General features: G+C 68.3%; 14 protein-coding genes. 10 read left to right on the top strand and 4 right to left on the bottom strand.

Features of this window, described 5'->3' with window-relative positions; all coding sequences use genetic code 11:
• The first annotated feature begins 54 nt into the window (after nucleotides 1-54).
• The 9 genes from sucC (at nucleotide 55) to SPHPHY_RS0100505 (ending at nucleotide 7,678) form a co-directional block, all read left to right on the top strand.
• Nucleotides 55-1,254 carry an ADP-forming succinate--CoA ligase subunit beta gene (sucC, locus tag SPHPHY_RS0100545; protein WP_022684767.1) on the top strand — a complete coding sequence of 400 codons (1,200 nt, stop codon included), beginning with the start codon at nucleotides 55-57 and terminating at the stop codon, nucleotides 1,252-1,254.
• 181 nt (nucleotides 1,255-1,435) lie between these two features.
• Nucleotides 1,436-2,185 carry an electron transfer flavoprotein subunit beta/FixA family protein gene (locus SPHPHY_RS0100540; protein ID WP_022684766.1) on the top strand — a complete coding sequence of 250 codons (750 nt, stop codon included), beginning with the start codon at nucleotides 1,436-1,438 and terminating at the stop codon, nucleotides 2,183-2,185.
• A 17-nt stretch (nucleotides 2,186-2,202) separates the two neighbouring features.
• The gene (locus SPHPHY_RS0100535) at nucleotides 2,203-3,132 is read left to right on the top strand and encodes an electron transfer flavoprotein subunit alpha/FixB family protein (protein ID WP_022684765.1); all 930 of its coding nucleotides are present in this window, start codon (nucleotides 2,203-2,205) and stop codon (nucleotides 3,130-3,132) included.
• 431 nt (nucleotides 3,133-3,563) lie between these two features.
• On the top strand, nucleotides 3,564-3,851 hold the full coding sequence (locus tag SPHPHY_RS18720) for a hypothetical protein (RefSeq protein WP_022684764.1): 288 nt from the start codon (nucleotides 3,564-3,566) through the stop codon (nucleotides 3,849-3,851).
• Nucleotides 3,852-3,892: 41 nt separating this feature from the next.
• Nucleotides 3,893-4,543 carry a peptidylprolyl isomerase gene (locus SPHPHY_RS0100525; protein WP_028056327.1) on the top strand — a complete coding sequence of 217 codons (651 nt, stop codon included), beginning with the start codon at nucleotides 3,893-3,895 and terminating at the stop codon, nucleotides 4,541-4,543.
• Nucleotides 4,540-4,818 carry an acylphosphatase gene (locus SPHPHY_RS0100520; protein ID WP_022684762.1) on the top strand — a complete coding sequence of 93 codons (279 nt, stop codon included), beginning with the start codon at nucleotides 4,540-4,542 and terminating at the stop codon, nucleotides 4,816-4,818. Before SPHPHY_RS0100525 ends, SPHPHY_RS0100520 begins: the two co-directional genes overlap by 4 nt.
• Nucleotides 4,815-5,522 (top strand): uracil-DNA glycosylase, encoded by a 708-nt coding sequence (gene ung, locus SPHPHY_RS0100515; protein WP_022684761.1) that lies wholly within the window; start codon nucleotides 4,815-4,817, stop codon nucleotides 5,520-5,522. The genes SPHPHY_RS0100520 and ung overlap by 4 nt, the downstream gene beginning before the upstream one ends.
• Before the next feature lie 626 nt (nucleotides 5,523-6,148).
• Nucleotides 6,149-6,730 (top strand): TIGR00730 family Rossman fold protein, encoded by a 582-nt coding sequence (locus SPHPHY_RS0100510; RefSeq protein WP_022684760.1) that lies wholly within the window; start codon nucleotides 6,149-6,151, stop codon nucleotides 6,728-6,730.
• 12 nt (nucleotides 6,731-6,742) lie between these two features.
• Entirely contained in the window at nucleotides 6,743-7,678 is a 936-nt protein-coding gene (locus tag SPHPHY_RS0100505; RefSeq protein ID WP_022684759.1) for a phytoene/squalene synthase family protein, read from the top strand.
• A 22-nt stretch (nucleotides 7,679-7,700) separates the two neighbouring features.
• On the opposite strand, the gene SPHPHY_RS0100500 is transcribed toward SPHPHY_RS0100505, so the two are convergent.
• The 4 genes from SPHPHY_RS0100500 to SPHPHY_RS0100485 all read right to left on the bottom strand — a co-directional run bounded on the left by SPHPHY_RS0100500 (nucleotide 7,701) and on the right by SPHPHY_RS0100485 (nucleotide 14,175).
• A complete protein-coding gene (locus tag SPHPHY_RS0100500) occupies nucleotides 7,701-9,164 on the bottom strand; it encodes a tryptophan halogenase family protein (RefSeq protein ID WP_022684758.1) in 1,464 nt (487 codons plus the stop codon).
• Entirely contained in the window at nucleotides 9,161-10,186 is a 1,026-nt protein-coding gene (locus SPHPHY_RS0100495) for a cupin-like domain-containing protein (protein WP_022684757.1), read from the bottom strand. The genes SPHPHY_RS0100500 and SPHPHY_RS0100495 overlap by 4 nt, the downstream gene beginning before the upstream one ends.
• Nucleotides 10,183-10,881: a SapC family protein gene (locus SPHPHY_RS0100490; protein ID WP_022684756.1), complete on the bottom strand. Its 699-nt coding sequence runs from the start codon at nucleotides 10,879-10,881 to the stop codon at nucleotides 10,183-10,185. Before SPHPHY_RS0100490 ends, SPHPHY_RS0100495 begins: the two co-directional genes overlap by 4 nt.
• Nucleotides 10,882-10,956: 75 nt before the next feature.
• Complete coding sequence (locus tag SPHPHY_RS0100485; protein WP_022684755.1) at nucleotides 10,957-14,175, bottom strand: TonB-dependent receptor; 3,219 nt, start codon at nucleotides 14,173-14,175, stop codon at nucleotides 10,957-10,959.
• Nucleotides 14,176-14,422: 247 nt separating this feature from the next.
• Between SPHPHY_RS0100485 and SPHPHY_RS0100480 the strand changes: the two genes are divergently transcribed.
• Nucleotides 14,423-16,006 carry a glycoside hydrolase 43 family protein gene (locus SPHPHY_RS0100480; RefSeq protein WP_051148242.1) on the top strand — a complete coding sequence of 528 codons (1,584 nt, stop codon included), beginning with the start codon at nucleotides 14,423-14,425 and terminating at the stop codon, nucleotides 16,004-16,006.
• Nucleotides 16,007-16,171: the final 165 nt, after the last annotated feature.

The raw sequence follows: 16,171 nt of genomic DNA, 5'->3' as shown, positions 1-16,171 counted from the left end.
GCACCATTGTGCTCTAGGCTGGCGCGATTTTATCGCTGCACCTGGGAGAGCCCCGTGAACATCCACGAATATCAGGCCAAGGAACTGCTCGCGAAGTTCGGCGTCGCCGTGCCCGCCGGTCATGCCGCCATGACCGTGGAGGAGGCCGTCGAGGCGTCGAAGAAGCTCCCGGGGCCGCTCTACGTCGTCAAGGCGCAAATCCATGCCGGCGGCCGCGGCAAGGGCAAGTTCACCGAGCTGCCCGAGGGCAGCAAGGGTGGCGTCCGTCTCGCCAGGACCGAGGAAGAAGTGCGCCACGCCGCGACCGAGATGCTCGGCAACACGCTGGTGACGATCCAGACCGGTGACGCCGGCAAGCAGGTGAACCGCCTGTACGTGACCGATGGCGTCGACATCGCGAAGGAATTCTACCTCGCGCTGCTCGTCGATCGCGCCACCGGTCGCGTCGCGTTCGTCGTCTCCACCGAAGGCGGGATGGACATCGAAACCGTCGCGCACGACACGCCGGAGAAGATCCACACCTTCGCGGTCGATCCCGCCACGGGCTTCCAGCCGCACCACGGCCGCGCCGTCGCCAATGCGCTGGGCCTGACCGGCGACCTCGCCAAGCAGGCGCAGAGCCTGGCCGGCAAGGTCTATGACGCGTTCGTCGGCACCGACGCCTCGCAGATCGAGATCAACCCGCTGGCCGTCACCGACGATGGCAAGCTGATGGTGCTCGACGCCAAGGTCGGCTTCGACGGCAACGCGATGTTCCGCCACAAGGATCTCGCCGAGCTGCGCGACGAGACCGAGGAGGATCCGGCTGAGCTGGAGGCGTCCAAGTACGACCTGGCCTATATCAAGCTGGACGGCGACATCGGCTGCATGGTCAACGGTGCCGGCCTCGCCATGGCGACGATGGACATCATCAAGCTGAACGGCATGTTCCCCGCCAACTTCCTCGACGTCGGCGGCGGCGCGACCACCGAGAAGGTGACCGCGGCGTTCAAGATCATCCTCGCCGACCCGAACGTGAAGGGCATCCTCGTCAACATCTTCGGCGGGATCATGAAGTGCGACATCATCGCCGAGGGCATCGTCGCCGCGGCGAAGGAAGTGAACCTCTCGGTGCCGCTGGTCGTCCGTCTTGAGGGCACGAATGTCGAGAAGGGCAAGGAGATCCTCTCGAACTCCGGTCTCGCGATCGTTCCGGCCAACGACCTGGGCGATGCCGCGCAGAAGATCGTCGCGGAGGTGAAGAAGGTCGCCTGACCTCTTCCCGAATCGGTGATTTGTCGAAACGGGCCGGGCGCATCGGCGTCCCGGCCCGTTTTCATGCGCGCTGACGCTACGACATCGCCGCGGGACCGTACCCGACTTGCGAAACCCGCGCCGAACCGCCACATCTCGCGCCGAGAATGTCTGTAAAGAACGATCCCCGGAAGGAGCCTCGATGAAGGTCTTGGTGCCGGTCAAGCGCGTGCTTGACTACAACGTGAAGCCCCGCGTGAAAGCGGACGGTTCGGGCGTCGACCTGGCCAACGTCAAGATGAGCATGAACCCCTTCGACGAGATTGCGGTCGAGGAAGCCATCCGCCTGAAGGAAAAGGGTGCGGTCACCGAGATCGTCGTCGTTTCGATCGGCGAGCTCAAGGCGCAGGACACGCTGCGCACCGCGCTGGCGATGGGCGCCGATCGCGCGATCCTCGTCACGTCGGACACCAAGGTCGAGCCGCTGGGCGTCGCCAAGCTGCTTGCGAAGATCGTCGAGGAGGAACAGCCGCAGCTGGTGATCCTCGGCAAGCAGGCGATCGACGACGACAACAACCAGACCGGGCAGATGCTCGCGGGGCTGCTCGGCTGGGGCCAGGGCACGTTCGCGTCGAAGGTCGAGCTGGGCGGCGACGTCGTCACCGTGACGCGCGAAGTCGATGGCGGCCTGGAGACGGACACGTTCAAGCTCCCGGCGATCGTCACTACCGACCTGCGCCTCAACGAACCGCGCTACGCCAGCCTGCCCAACATCATGAAGGCCAAGTCAAAGCCGCTGGCGACCAGGACCGCCGCCGATCTCGGCGTCGACGTCACGCCGCGGCTGACCACGATCAGCGTCGCCGAACCGGCCAAGCGCCAGGCCGGCATCAAGGTGGCGGACGTGGATGCGCTCGTCGACAAGCTGAAGTCGATGGGCATCGCGAAGTAAGCGGCGGGAGAACGGACATGAAGACTCTGGTTTGGGTCGAACACGACGGTTCGGCCGTCAAAAGCGCCACACTCTCCGCGGTCACCGCCGCGGCGAAGCTGGGCGAGGTACACCTGCTCGTCGCCGGGCAGAACGTCGGCGGCGTCGCGGATGCGGCGGCGAAGATCGCCGGCGTCGGCAAGGTCCATGTCGCGGACGACGCCGCCTATGCGCATGCGCTGGCCGAGAACGTCGCGCCGCTGGTGGTCGAACTGATGGGCCACCACGATGCGTTCGTCGTGCCGGCGACCACCACCGGCAAGGCGGTCGCCCCGCGGGTCGCCGCGCTGCTCGACGTCATGCAGATCAGCGACATCCTGTCGGTGGAGGGCGAGGACACGTTCACGCGCCCGATCTACGCCGGCAACGCGATCGCCACCGTCCGTACATCGGACGCCAAGAAGGTCATCACCGTCCGCGGCACGGCGTTCGAGAAGGCGGCCGCCGAGGGCGGTTCGGGAACCATCGAGGCGGTTGCCGCGACCGGCGACACCGGCCTCGCCACCTTCGTCAACCAGGAAATCGCCGCGTCCACGCGCCCGGAACTGACCAGCGCCAGGATCATCGTGTCCGGCGGACGCGCGCTCGGCTCGGGCGAGAAGTTCCACGAACTGATCGAGCCGCTCGCCGACAAGCTGGGCGCGGGCGTCGGCGCCAGCCGCGCCGCCGTCGACGCGGGCTATGTCCCCAACGATTATCAGGTCGGGCAGACCGGCAAGATCGTCGCCCCGGAGGTCTATGTCGCGGTCGGCATTTCGGGCGCGATCCAGCATCTTGCGGGCATGAAGGACAGCAAGACGATCATCGCGATCAACAAGGACGAGGACGCGCCGATCTTCCAGGTCGCCGACCTCGGACTGGTCGGCGACCTGTTCAAGATCATCCCGGAACTGACCGGGAAGCTGTAACGACGGACGGCGGGCAGCCGCGAAGCGATGCTGCCCGCCGGTTCCGCACCCGAGCGAGCGTCACGCCCGCGTCACTGCCCCGCCCCCCTGTGAGCATCGCGAACCAATCAAGCGCCCGCCCCGCACGCGCTGGAGCGTGGCGCAACGTTCGTCATGACGATGATGGATCGACGCAGGGCGACGCTCTTGCATAATCCCGCCCTCCCCGGCCTGCTCGCCGCCGGGCCGATCATGCCGTCGCCGTCCGCCGCCTCGGCACCCGCGCGCGCCCGGTCCGCGCCGTCCTGTTCGACAAGCGCGCCGCGACGAACTGGGCGCCTGGCTGGCATCAGGATCGGGCCATCGCGGTACGCGCGCGTCGACGTCGCCGGCTACGGTCGATCAAGCAGGGAATCGTCCATGTCGAGCCGCCCTTCGCCGTCACCGCCGCAATGCTGACGCTGCGCGTGCACCTGGACGACATGCCCGACGACGATGCGCCCCTGCTGATCGCCCCGGCTGGGCCGATCGCCGGGGGGGGGGGGGGGGGAGGCGGTCGCGCCACCGTCGCACGCTGCGGCACGATCCGTTGCGTCGCCGCGGCGGGCGACATCTGGTGCTATGCCACCGCTATCCTCCACGCGTCCGCCGCGGCGCATGGCCATCGCCGCCGCCGCGTGTCGCAGGTCGACTATGCCGCTGACGCGCTGCCCGCCGGGCTCAAGTGGCCGGGGATCTGACGGCGTTGCGATCGTCGCAGGCGATCCGTACATCGCTGCTCATGCGCCTCCCCCGCCTGCTCCTCGCCCTGCTCGCCCTCGCCCCGCTCCCGGCCGCCGCGCAACGCGCCGATCGGGCCGTGCCCGGCTGGGTCCGCGTCCGGCTGGAGACCGCGGACGGCCCGATCGTCCTCGCGCTCGACCGCCGCCACGCGCCGGCCACTACCGACAATTTCATGCGCTACGTCGATGACGGCCGCTTCGACGGGGTCAGTTTCTATCGTACCGCGCGAAGCAGGAAGCTGCCCGGCACCGGCTTCATCCAGTCGGGCATCCGCACCGACGCGCGCCGCTTCCTCGACATGATCCCGCACGAATCCACGAAGAAGACCGGTATCCGCCATCTGAACATGACGATCTCGATGGCGCGCAAGGGCCCGCCGGGATCGGCGAACGGCAACTTCTTCATCACGGTCGGTCCGGCCGCGTACATGGACTGGAGCCCGCGCGATCCGGGTTATGCCGCCTTCGGCCGCGTCGTTGCCGGGCAGAAGACGGTCAAGCGCATCCTCGCCGAGCCGACCGGGCAGCAGATGAACGGTACGCTGATGCTCCGCCCGGTGGTCGTCACCCGCGCGATCCGGCTCGACGGCACGCCGAAACCGACCGGTCGCCCGCGGCCGTGGCTGCTCGAACATCGCCGCGACGGATGACGCGCCGCCACTTCACCATCACCGGCCGCGTGCAGGGCGTCGGCTATCGCGACTGGTTCGTCGCGCAGGCGCGCGCACACGACGTCGCGGGCTGGGTCCGCAACCGCAGCGACGGCAGCGTCGAGGCACTAGTCGAGGGCGCGTCCGACATCCTGGACCAGCTCGCGACCGCCGCCCGGCACGGCCCGCCCGCCGCGCGCGTCGCGAACGTCGCGGTGACGGACGCCGCGACGTTCGAACCGCTCGCCGGCTTCATGCGCCACCCGACGCAATGACCGACGCCCTCACCGCACCGGTCGACCCGGGCTGGCGCGCGGCGCTCGCCGCCGCGCTGGCCAGCGACACGATGGGCGCGCTCCAGCGTTTCCTCACTGCTGAGGAAGCCGGGGGCGCACGCATCTTCCCGCCGGCCGCCGACCGCTTCCGCGCGCTCGAACTCACCCCGCTCGCCGACGTGCGGGTCGTGATCCTCGGGCAGGATCCCTATCACGGCGCCGGTCAGGCGCATGGCCTGTGCTTCTCGGTCCGCCCGGGCGTGAAGCCCCCGCCCAGCCTCGCCAACATCTACCGCGAACTCGCCAGCGACTGCGGCATCGCCCCGCCCACGCACGGCTTCCTCGAATCATGGGCGCGGCAGGGGGTGCTACTGCTCAATACCGTGCTGACCGTTGCGGAAGGCCGCGCCGCCGCTCACCGCGGGCGTGGCTGGGAACAGTTGACCGACGCCATCATCCGCGCGGTCGCGACGCGTGCGACGCCGACCGTGTTCATGCTCTGGGGCAGCCACGCGCAGGCAAAGATCCCGCTGATCCGCGCCGCCGATCCGCACGGGCGACATCTGATCCTCACCGCTCCCCACCCCTCGCCGCTGTCGGCGTACAAGGGCTGGTTCGGCTCGGGTCATTTCAGCAAGGCCAACGCCTTCCTCGAAGCGCATGGCCGCGGCACGATCGACTGGACCGTCCCGCCGCTGGCGTGATCGTCGCCGGATCGACGTACGCCGGCCGTCGACGTTTGCCGTCACTGGCGGGCTTGATCGGGCGACTCCCGTGCCAATCACGGCTCTGGTGGTGGGACCTCCGCAGGAGGATTTCGCAACGGCAATAGCATCCCGCGGATCGCGAACGCGCGCTGCCCGGCGAATGGCGGCAAGAGCGAAGGCCGTTACGGAGGCGATCGGTCACGCAGGTGTCCTGCCACTGCAGCAGGCTTGGGCTCCGCACGGCATGGTCGAACCCATCCGTCATGGCGAGCGTAGCGAAGCAATCCAGAGCGTCCCGGTCGAACCCGTTATTGCTTTGCTGCGCTCGCCATCACGCGCGGCGGGGTCAGCCCCGATCAACATCGCATGACGCAGCCGATACGGTTGCCTGCGTCGTCGATCGATCGCGCAGGTGCGCTGTCACTGCACGATGCGTAGCCACCGCACGGAGCGGTCGAACCGATCCGTCATGGCGGGCGTAGCGAAGCGATTCAGCGCGTCCTGGTCCGATCGGGGGTCGCTTTGCTGCGCTCACGACGACGAGAGGCGTCGGCCCCGATCAACGTCGCGGCGTACGGCCGATACGGTTGCCCTGCCTCCCGCGATCCCGTAGCGCCCAGCGTATGAAGCGCCTCGCCATCTACTGCGGCTCCGCCACGCCCGCCGACCCCTTCTACGTCGATCTGGCACGGGAGGTCGGGCATGCGCTCGCCACCCGCGGGATCGGCGTCGTCTATGGCGGCGGGCGGCTGGGGCTGATGGGCGCGATCGCCGATGCGGCGCTGGCGGCGGGCGGCGAGGTGATCGGCGTGATCCCGCAGGCGCTGGTCGACGCGGAAGTCGCACATCGCGGCCTCGCCGAGTTGCACGTTGTGACGGGGATGCACCAGCGCAAGCAGCTGTTCACCGACCTCGCCGACGGCTTCGTCACCCTGCCCGGCGGCACCGGCACGATGGACGAATTGTGGGAAGCGCTCAGCTGGGCGCAACTCGGCTATCACGCCGATCCGGTGGGGTTGCTCAATGCGCGTGGCTATTACGACGCGATCGTCGCCTTCTGGGAGAAGATGGGCGAGGTCGGCTTCCTGCGCGCGCAGCACCGCGAGCTGCTGATCGTCGACGCGACGCTCGATGGGCTGCTCGACCGCATGGCCGCACATGTTCCGACGCAGCCGATCGTGCGCATGGCCGCGTCGGATCTTTAGGGAGCGCATCCGGTGATCGAAACGCGCGCGGCGCTGGTCGAAAGCGCCCGCGCCTCGATCGCGCGCGGGTCGAAGAGCTTCGCCGCCGCCTCGAAACTGTTCGCCCCGGTCGTGCGCGAGCGTGCGTGGCTGCTGTACGCCTGGTGCCGCGCCTGCGACGATCTGGTCGACGGGCAGGATCACGGCCACGACCGCACGATCGTCACCGACGCGCAGGCGCAGGTCGACAGGGTCCGCGCACTCAGTGACATGGCGCTCGACGGGCAAGCCACCGGCGAGCCCGCCTTCGACGCGCTGGGCGTCGTCGCGCGGGAGACCGGGCTGCCGCGCCGCTTCGTCCACGACGTGATCGACGGTTTCCAGCTCGATGCCGACGACTGGCGCCCGCGCAGCGAAAACGACCTCTATCGTTATTGCTACCATGTCGCCGGTGCCGTCGGCTGCCTGATGGCGGTAGTGATGGGGGTGTCGCCCGACGACGACGCGACGCTCGACCGTGCCTGTGACCTCGGCCTCGCCTTCCAGCTCGCCAATATCGCGCGCGACATCGACGAGGATGACCGCGTCGCGCGCTGCTACCTGCCCGACGAGTGGCTTGCCGAGATGGACATGCCGCCCGGCCAGCACATGAAGCCGCCGTTTCGCCCGCGGCTCGCGGTGCTTGCGCGCCGGCTCGCCACGCGCGCGCAACTGCACGAGGACAGCGCGGCGATCGGCACCAAGGCGCTGTCGTTCCGCTCGGCGTGGGCGGTGCTCGCCGCGGCCGGCATCTACGGCGACATCGCCCGTGCCGTTGCCGCGCGCGGCGAACGCGCGTGGGACCACCGCGTCACCACGTCGAAGGCCGCGAAGCTCGGCTGGATCGCGCGCGCCGCGGTGCAGGCGGCGCGCCGGCAATCGCTCCCCGACACGCCGCGCGATCACCGGCTCTGGACCCGCCCGCGCTGAAGATCGGCGCGGCGACGGCGCGTTACATCCGGTCCAGATAGGCCTGATGCACGGGCAATCCGCGCACGGCGCCCGCCACCTGCCCGGCGAGCTGTCCCAGCGTCTGCTGCAATCGCCCGGGCGGCATCATCCGCGCCAGCCGGTTGTGCGTGTCCGGCATCAATCGCTGCCCCAGCATCACCTGCACCCACGACGTCACCGTGAACAGTTCGTCGCTCGCCTGGAACGCCTGCGCGCTCTCGCGGAACAGCGCGATCCGCGTCGCCAGCGAATCGGGTAGCGGCATGTCGCGCATCCGTCGCCAGAACGGCTCGTCGCGCTGGTTGAGCGTGTAGTGCAGGATGATGAAGTCGCGCACCCCCTCGACCTCGCGCTGCGCCATGTCGTTGAAGCGCGCCGCCGCCGCCTCGCTGACCCCGTCGAACGGAAACAGCTGCAACAATCGCGTCAGTGCGATCATGATCAGGTGGATGCTGGTCGACTCCAGCGGTTCGACGAACCCGCCCGCCAGGCTCAGCGCCACGCAATTGCGCTCCCACGCCTTCACCCGTCGCCCGGTGCGGAAGCGGATCGTGCGCGGCTCGATCAGCGTCTCGCCGGTAACCGTCGACAGCAGCCGCGCCCGCGCTTCGTCCTCACTCAGGTAATCGCTGGCATAGACGATTCCGTTGCCCAGCCGATGCTGGAGCGGGATGCGCCACTGCCACCCTGCGTCATGCGCGATCGCGCGCGTATAGGGCACCGCCGGCCCCGTCGCGGTCGTCTGCACCGCGATCGCCCGGTCGGTCGGCAGCCACTCGCGCCAGTCCTCGTATCCGACCCCGAGCGCGTCGCCGATCAGCAGCGCGCGAAAACCGGTGCAATCCAGGAACAGGTCGCCCTCGACGCGCGCGCCATCCTCCATGATCAGCGCCGCGATGTCGCCGCTCTCGCCGTCGCGCTCGACCCGCGCGATCTTGCCCTCGACGCGCGTCAGGCCGTCCGCCTCGCAGCGTTCGCGCAGATAGCGCGCATAGCGCCCGGCATCGAAATGATACGCATAGTTCAGCGCGGCATCCTGCCCGCCCGCGAATCGCTCGCCGCGTGCCGCCTCATGCTCGACGCAATAGGCGCCGAGCTCGTCGGCGACGCCCTGCGCGCGGCCCTCCAGCCAGAAATGGTGGAAGTCCGCCATCCACGTCGAATGGCCCAGCTTGCCGAAAGAGTGCATGTAGCGCTCCGCCTCGCGCGACCAGCCTTCGAAGGATATCCCCAGCTTGAAGCTGGCGCCGGTCGCGCGCACGAACTCGCGCTCGTCGATCCCCAGCAGCGCATGGAAGGCGCGCACCGTCGGGATCGTCGATTCGCCGACGCCGACCGTGCCGATTTCCTCCGATTCGACCAGCGTGACTTCCACCATCGCGCCGACCTGCTTGGTCAGGATCGCCGCCGCCAGCCAGCCCGCGGTCCCGCCGCCGGCAATCACCACCCGCCGTACGCGTGTCATCGGTTCAGCTTCCTCAGCAAGTCAGCGCGCAATCGCCGCGCCGCGATATCGTCGAGCGGGGCGAGCGGCCCGCGCGCGGCCTCCGGCAAATGCGCCGCGGCGCGGCCGGCGTCGTCGAACACGTAGTAATCGAACAGCGCCCGCCACGACGCCTTCTCCGCCGCCGGGCGGTCGCGCAGGCTCAGCAGCGCGTGGAGCAGCGTGTTCATCGGCGTGTCCATGAACGCGGGCGCGTCGTTCCACCAATAGTTCACCAGCACGTTGAACGGATCGAGCGCCTCGACATGGTGCCACCAGAGCGCCGGATAGACCACCGCGTCGCCCGGCCCCAGCTCCGCCACCTGCGCCGCCGCCACCGCCTTCGGGAAATCCGGGTAGCGCGTCGGGTCCGGCGCGCGGAAATCGACCAGCGACACCACCTGCCCGCCCGGTGTCGGCTCCAGTGGCCCCGGATAGAGGTTCGCCACCTGTTCGGGCGGGAACAACGTGAACCGCCGCCGCCCGACCGCGCATACCGCGATGTTGTTCGACATGTCGTAATGCGCCGACGCGATCGTCCGTGTCCCGATCCAGATGCTGCGCAGCACGCGCGCAACATCGGCGTGCGGCAGCGGGTTTTCGCCGGTCATGCCGGGGAAGAATTGGTCGAGGTCGGTCGAGCCGATGTAGAAGGACGGCGCGCCCACCTCCTCCAGCGACGCCAGCATCCGTGCCAGGTAATCGTCGAGGGCGACCCGCTCCGCCGCGAAATCGAGCCGCGTCAGCGTCTCGTCGTAGAAATACCGCCCGCCCCGGTCCGCCGCCGCGGTATAGCCCGCCCCCGGTCGCCCGCCGTAGAAGCGCAGCAGGTAATCGACCGCCACCTTCGGCCCCGCCTGCCCCGCCACCACCAGCGGCCAGTCCGCGGCCAGCCCGCGCACCACCACCGGCTGCCCGCCCGCGACCAGCGCGGGAAGGTCGCGCGCCGCCGGATCGTCCGCCGCGATCTCGCGCGCGCGCACGTCGGTGATCGCCGCGCTCACCCCGCCACCCGCAGCGTCTTCAACTCGATCAGCCGCTCGATATTCCCCAGCGACGCCGCCGCCATCGTCGCCGCACGCAACAGGCCGTTGCCGTGCAGCCGCTCCAACACCGCGCCCGACAATCCCGCCAGAGCCGCCTGATCGATCGTCAGCAGGTCGGTCAGTTCATATCCCCCGGCGTCGCCCAGATCGATGCGCAGCGTCACGTCGCGCAGCAGCCCCGCCGCCGCAAGATCGGCATGGATCGCGGCCGCGCTCGCCTGCCCGTCGCGCAGCAGCCGCAACGCCGCGGTGACATGCTCCAGATACGGCGCGTCGCCGCCATGATCGCGGAACAGCGGCAACCCGTCCGCCGCCCCGACCCGCGCATCGTCGAGATCGACCTCGATCGCCTCCTCGCCGGTCGCCGACCGCGCCAGCGCGAACGGCCCGCGCCGCTGCACCGCGGGCACATAGCGGGTCGTCCACTGCCCATCCGCGACGAACAAATTCTCGCCGCGATCGAAGCCGAGCAGCACGAAGGCCGCGATCCCGTCGCCGCCGCGGCGAAAGACGATCGGCAGGTCGCGCTGCGCCTCCTCGAATTCGGCCGGCACGATCGGCAGCAGGTTCGCGTGGTCGCCGAATTCGGCGCCGGCGCGCACCGCGACGGTCAGCGCGTGGTGATCGACATTGTCGAGTGGGACGAAGGTCATCGGATCATTCTTCCAAACGCAAAGGGCCACCGCAAGCGGTGGCCCTCCGGTAATCGCCGGCGTGTCGCCCGCGCCTCAGAAGCGATAGCGCGCGCCCAGCAGGAAACGCGGCTTCAATTCCTGCGCCAGCACCAGGTTACGCTCGGTACGGCCATAGGTCTTCACGCTCTCGCTGGTCAGGTTGATCCCTTCCAGCGTGACCGCGACATGGTCGTTCACGTCGTAGCTGATGTTGACGTCCAGCGTGCCGAACGGCGCCACGAACAACGGGTTGCGGTTGCCGCCCTGGTTGGTCGCGACCAGGTACTTGTCGCGCCAGTTGTACGCGACACGCGCCGACAGGCCGTTCTTGTCGTAGATGCCGGTGGCGTTCGCGCTGTTGCCCAATCCGGTCAGCGCGAAGATGTTGACCGTCGGGTCCGCGTACGGATCGACGTTCACGTCACCGCTCACCTTCGTGAACGACCCCGCGAAACCGAAGCCGGTGTTCCCGAAGAAGTTCGTCCACGCCAGTTCGAAGCCGTGGATCTTGCCCTCGCGGTTGTTGATCGGCTGCGAGACCGAGAAGTTGAACAGCGGATCGTTCGGATCGGAGGCGATGTCGACCGCCGCCAGCAGGCTGTTGACGAACGACTGGTTGAGTGCGCCGCCGCCATTCGGGCCGGTGACGTAATTCGCCTCGAACTGCGAGGTCGCCGCCGCCTGATTGCCGTTGTTCTGCACCAGCAACGCCGTGTAGCTGAACAGATTCACGTCGCTCAGGTCGCGTCCGGCGCCACGCAGGTATGCCGCCGCCGTGCCGGAACGCGATCCGGCCGCGCCGGAGCTGGGGTCGCGCAACCCGAACAGGTTCTGGTTGATGACCCCGGTGCCCAGGAAGTTGGCGACCCGCTTGTCGAAGAACCCGATCGAGACGAAGCTGGACGGCTTGTAATACCACTCCAGCGACACGTCGAAGTTATCCGACAGCAGCGGCAGCAGGTTGGCATTGCCCTTGTTGCCGGTCGGGATGCCGCCCAGCGCGGTCGGACGGCCCGGCGCACCCGCCGATTCGGTCGCGAACAGGTTGCCGTAGTCGGGCCGTGCGAGCGTGCGGCTGAACGAGACGCGCGCCTTCACGTTGGTGATCGGCTCGATGCTGAAATCGACCGCCGGCAACAGGTTCTCGTAATTGCCGCGCTGGCGTCGGCTCGTGAACACCCCGCTCGAATCGCCGCGGAAGTCGTTGTCGGCCGTCCAGACGATGTTGTTGTAGGTCTGCACCGCGTCCGACTGGACCCGCGTCTGCTCGTACCGTGCGCCGATGACGAGGTTCGCCGGCTTGCCTGCGACTTCGCCGTTCCACGTGAACTGGCCGAACACCGCCCAGATCTTTTCGCGGACGGTGTCGTCGGCGGGGGCCGACGGTGCCGGCGGCTGGCCCAGCCCGGTGTAATAGGGGCTCAGCACGTTGTAGAGGTCGATCGCATTGCCGCGGAACGCGATCAGCGACTGGCCTTCCGACGCCGGGTTGAAGTGGTCGAACTTGCAGGTCAGGCAATATTGCTGGACCAGCTCCGGTGCCAGCTGCGAGATGATGCCCGGATTTTGCAGGCCCCAGTCGCCCAGCGTCTGCTGCGTCTGCGTCTGCGTCGAATGCATCTTCGAGTCGGTGTACGAACCACCGGCATCGAAGCGGCTGCCGCCGCCCAGATCCCAGCCGAGCCGCGCCTGCAGCTGGTCGATCTGCTGCCGCTGGCGCGAGATGATCGTGCGCGCCGGGGCGGAGCCCAGGTCGCCGATGTCGAGCACGCCGTTGCAATTGCCGCTGGCGATCGACGTTGGCGTCGCGCGATAGCAGTCGTTGATGACCTGCGCCTGCTGCGGGAAGCCGGTGCTGAAGTCGAGCGAGTGGCCCTGGATCACCGGCGCGCCCAGCGCCACCGTCGTCGCGGTGGTGCCGTTGGGGTTGTCCGGCGACGAGGTCGACACCGAATGGTGCCCGTCGACGGTCAACGTCAGGTTGGGCATGAACTCCCACTTGGCGTTCAGGCCGACCGATCCCAGCCGTGCCTTGGTCGCCGCCTGCTGCTGCTCGAAGCCTTCGTCCTTCGGGCCGTTCGGCAGGTAATCGCGCAGGAAGATCGCGGTCGCCATGTTCGGGTTGTCGTCGAAACGCACTTCGCTGAACGGGCGGTTGAACCAGTTCGTCTGCTCGCTGCGCTGCTCACGCAGGCGGTTTTGCGCGAACAGGCTGTCGACCGTGAATTCCAGGGTGTCGGTCGGCTTGAACTGCAACACGCCCTGGAAGTTGATGCGCTCGCGGCGGTTTTCCGAGAACTGGTAGCGGCTGTCGTTCGGCACCAGCACGTACGGCGCGGTCGGACGCGTGCCGTCGATGACCGTGGTCGAGTTGATGAACGTGCCGGGATTGAAGAAGTCCGCGGTCGGAACGACGTTCCAGTAGTTCGGGTTCGACTGCGCCGACGCCGAGTAACGCAGCTGGTAGCTGCCGAACACCGCCGCGCCGAACGTGCCTTCGTCGTTCTTGTAGTTGAGCAGCCCCGACACTTCCGGGGTCACGCGGTGCTTGCTGTCCTCGGACTTTTCTACCGACGTGTCGTACAGCGCCTTGGCGCCGATCGAGCCGGTCATGCCGCTCTCACGCGAGTCGAGCGGCTTGCGCGTATCGATGTTGATCGTGGCGCCGATGCCGCCGGTCGGCACCGAGGCGCGTCCCGTCTTGTAGACCTCCAGCCCGCTGACGCCTTCCGAGGCGATGTTCTGGAAGTCGAACGAGCGGCCCGCGCCGCGTGCGAACAGATTGCCGCCGCTGGTGTCGATGTTGGTCGCGGGCAGCTGACGCCCGTTGATCGTCACCAGGTTGAACCCGCCCGAGAAGCCGCGGACAGAGACCTGCGAACCTTCGCCGTTCACGCGGTTGATCGAGACGCCGGTGATCCGCTGCAACGATTCGGCGAGGTTGGTGTCGGGGAACTTGCCGATATCCTCCGCGCTGATCGCGTCGACGACGCCCGGCGAGTCGCGCTTGATCGCGATCGCGCGGTCGAGGCTGGCGCGCACGCCGGTAACGACGATGTCGTCACCCCCGGCGCTGTCCTCGCCCACGGCCGTGGTCGGGGTCGCGGTGTCCTGCGCGAGCGTGGTGGCGCCCGGCTGGGCGTTGGTCGGGCTCGCGGTCGTGCCGCCGGTGGCGGTCTGCGCGCCGGCCACGCCGGTCACGCCGACGCTGACGGCCAGCGCCCACACCGACGACGAGCGCGCGAGCGCGCCGAGAATTTGGCTTCCCTTCATAATCCCCTCCAGTTTTTCGCGGCCCGTTCGCCGCGTTATCATTCACGCTCTGCTGCGCGCTTGGTGATATCGCTATCAGGGGGTAAGCCGCTGTCAATCAAGAATAAGGTCTATATCGACGCTGACGCGCAACATGTGTGGCACAAACAGCACAGCAATTTTCATCAGTGTCCAGGCGTTTCACCTGCGCCGGTTTTTTGAGGGCCATCGGGTCTCGGATGCCTGTTGGGGTTTGGGAGGGCAGCGAATGCGCGTTCGGGCAGACAGTCGGTATACGCGATCCGCCACACGCGGCATTCTTGCCACGGTCGCGCTGATTGCCGGCGCGGTGGCGGTGGAGGCACAGGTTTGGCGCAGCGACCGTGGGGACGGCAGCTACGCCAATCCCCCGCTCAACGCGGATTATCCCGATCCCGACATCATTCGCGTCGGCCGCGACTTCTATTTCGCCAGCACCACGTTCGCCAACGTCCCCGGCCTCACGCTGCTGCACTCGCGCGATCTCGTGAACTGGGACATCCTCTCGCACCTGATCCCGCGGCTGGATGGCGAGCCGCCGTTCGATGCGCGGCACGGCGGCTCGTACCGCCACGGCATCTACGCCCCCAGCCTGCGTCATCGCGACGGCATCTTCTACGTCGCGGTCACTCCCGTCGGGCAGCACACCCGCATCTACAGCGCGCGCGATCCCAGGGGACCGTGGCGCTACGTCTCGCTCGATCGCGCCGCCTTCGATCCGGCGTTGTTCTTCGACGACGACGGCGCGGCCTATCTCGCCACGTCGATCGGCAGCGACGGGACGATCACGCTCCACACCCTCGACCACGACGTGACACGGATCACCGCGTCGCGCGTCATCCACTACAACAAGGGCGCGGAGGGCTCGAAGCTCATCAAGCGCGCCGGCTATTACTACCTCTTCAACGCCATCCCCGGCAAACTCGCGCTCACCGTCTCACGTTCGCGCGCGCTGACCGGCCCGTGGGAAACGCGCGCGCAGATCGACGACACCACCGGCGGGCATCAGGGCGCGATCGTCGATCTGCCTGCCGGGAGCGCCGGGGGCGGCTGGTACGGCTTCGTGATGCGCGATGCCGGCGCGATCGGGCGCGTGACCAACATCAGCCCGATCTTCTGGCGCGACGACTGGCCGGTCTGGGGTACCCCGGATGCGCCCGGCCGCGTGCCCGACGTCGCGCGCAAGCCGATCGCCGGGCAGCCTTTCGTCGAGCCGCCGGCCAGCGACGATTTCGCGCGCCCCACGCTCGGACGGCAATGGCAGTGGAACCACGATCCGCTCGCACGCCACTGGTCGCTCACGGAGCGGCCCGGCTGGCTCCGCCTCCACGCCGCGCCCGGCACGCAATTCTGGTGGGCGCGGAACACGCTCGTGCAGAAAGGCCAGGCGCCGCGTGCCCGTGGCGAGGTGTTGATCGACACCCGCGGCCTCAAGCGCGGCGACATCTGCGGCTTCGGCACGCTCGGCAAGTTCAGCGCGCAGCTGTCGGTCGCGGGTGGTGCGAATTTGCTCACCATGCGTGTCACCGAGGATCGAAAAAACGGTCCGAATGTCGAAATTCGTGAGCCCGGACGCTCCTTTCGCGGCACCCGTCTGTGGCTGCGCACCGACATGGACTTCCCCGCGAAGACCGCGTTGCTGTCCTACAGCGAGGACGGCCGCCGCTTCACCGCCGTCGGTGGTGCGGTGCCGCTGGTCTTCGACTGGCAGACCGGCACCTTCCAGGGCGTCCAGTTCGCGCTATCCTGCTACAATCCCGCCGAAAAGGGCGGGTGGCTCGACATCGACCGGTTCACGCTGTCAAAGCCGTGAGCACCGGCGCCGCGTGCCCCGGCCCGAATGGGCCGAAGCCGCCGCCAACCGCATATCCGTTCTTATATCAACGGCTTCGCATCACGCACGACCGACGCGGCTTGCGGACATTGAGATCGCAGGCGACGTGGATACGTCCAGGATGCCAGGAACAGGCCATCTCAA

Source organism: Sphingomonas phyllosphaerae 5.2 (assembly GCF_000419605.1).
In the GTDB taxonomy this organism is placed as follows: domain Bacteria; phylum Pseudomonadota; class Alphaproteobacteria; order Sphingomonadales; family Sphingomonadaceae; genus Sphingomonas; species Sphingomonas phyllosphaerae_B.
Note: the sequence above shows the minus strand (reverse complement) of the source record. Positions and strands in the feature narration are given on the sequence as shown.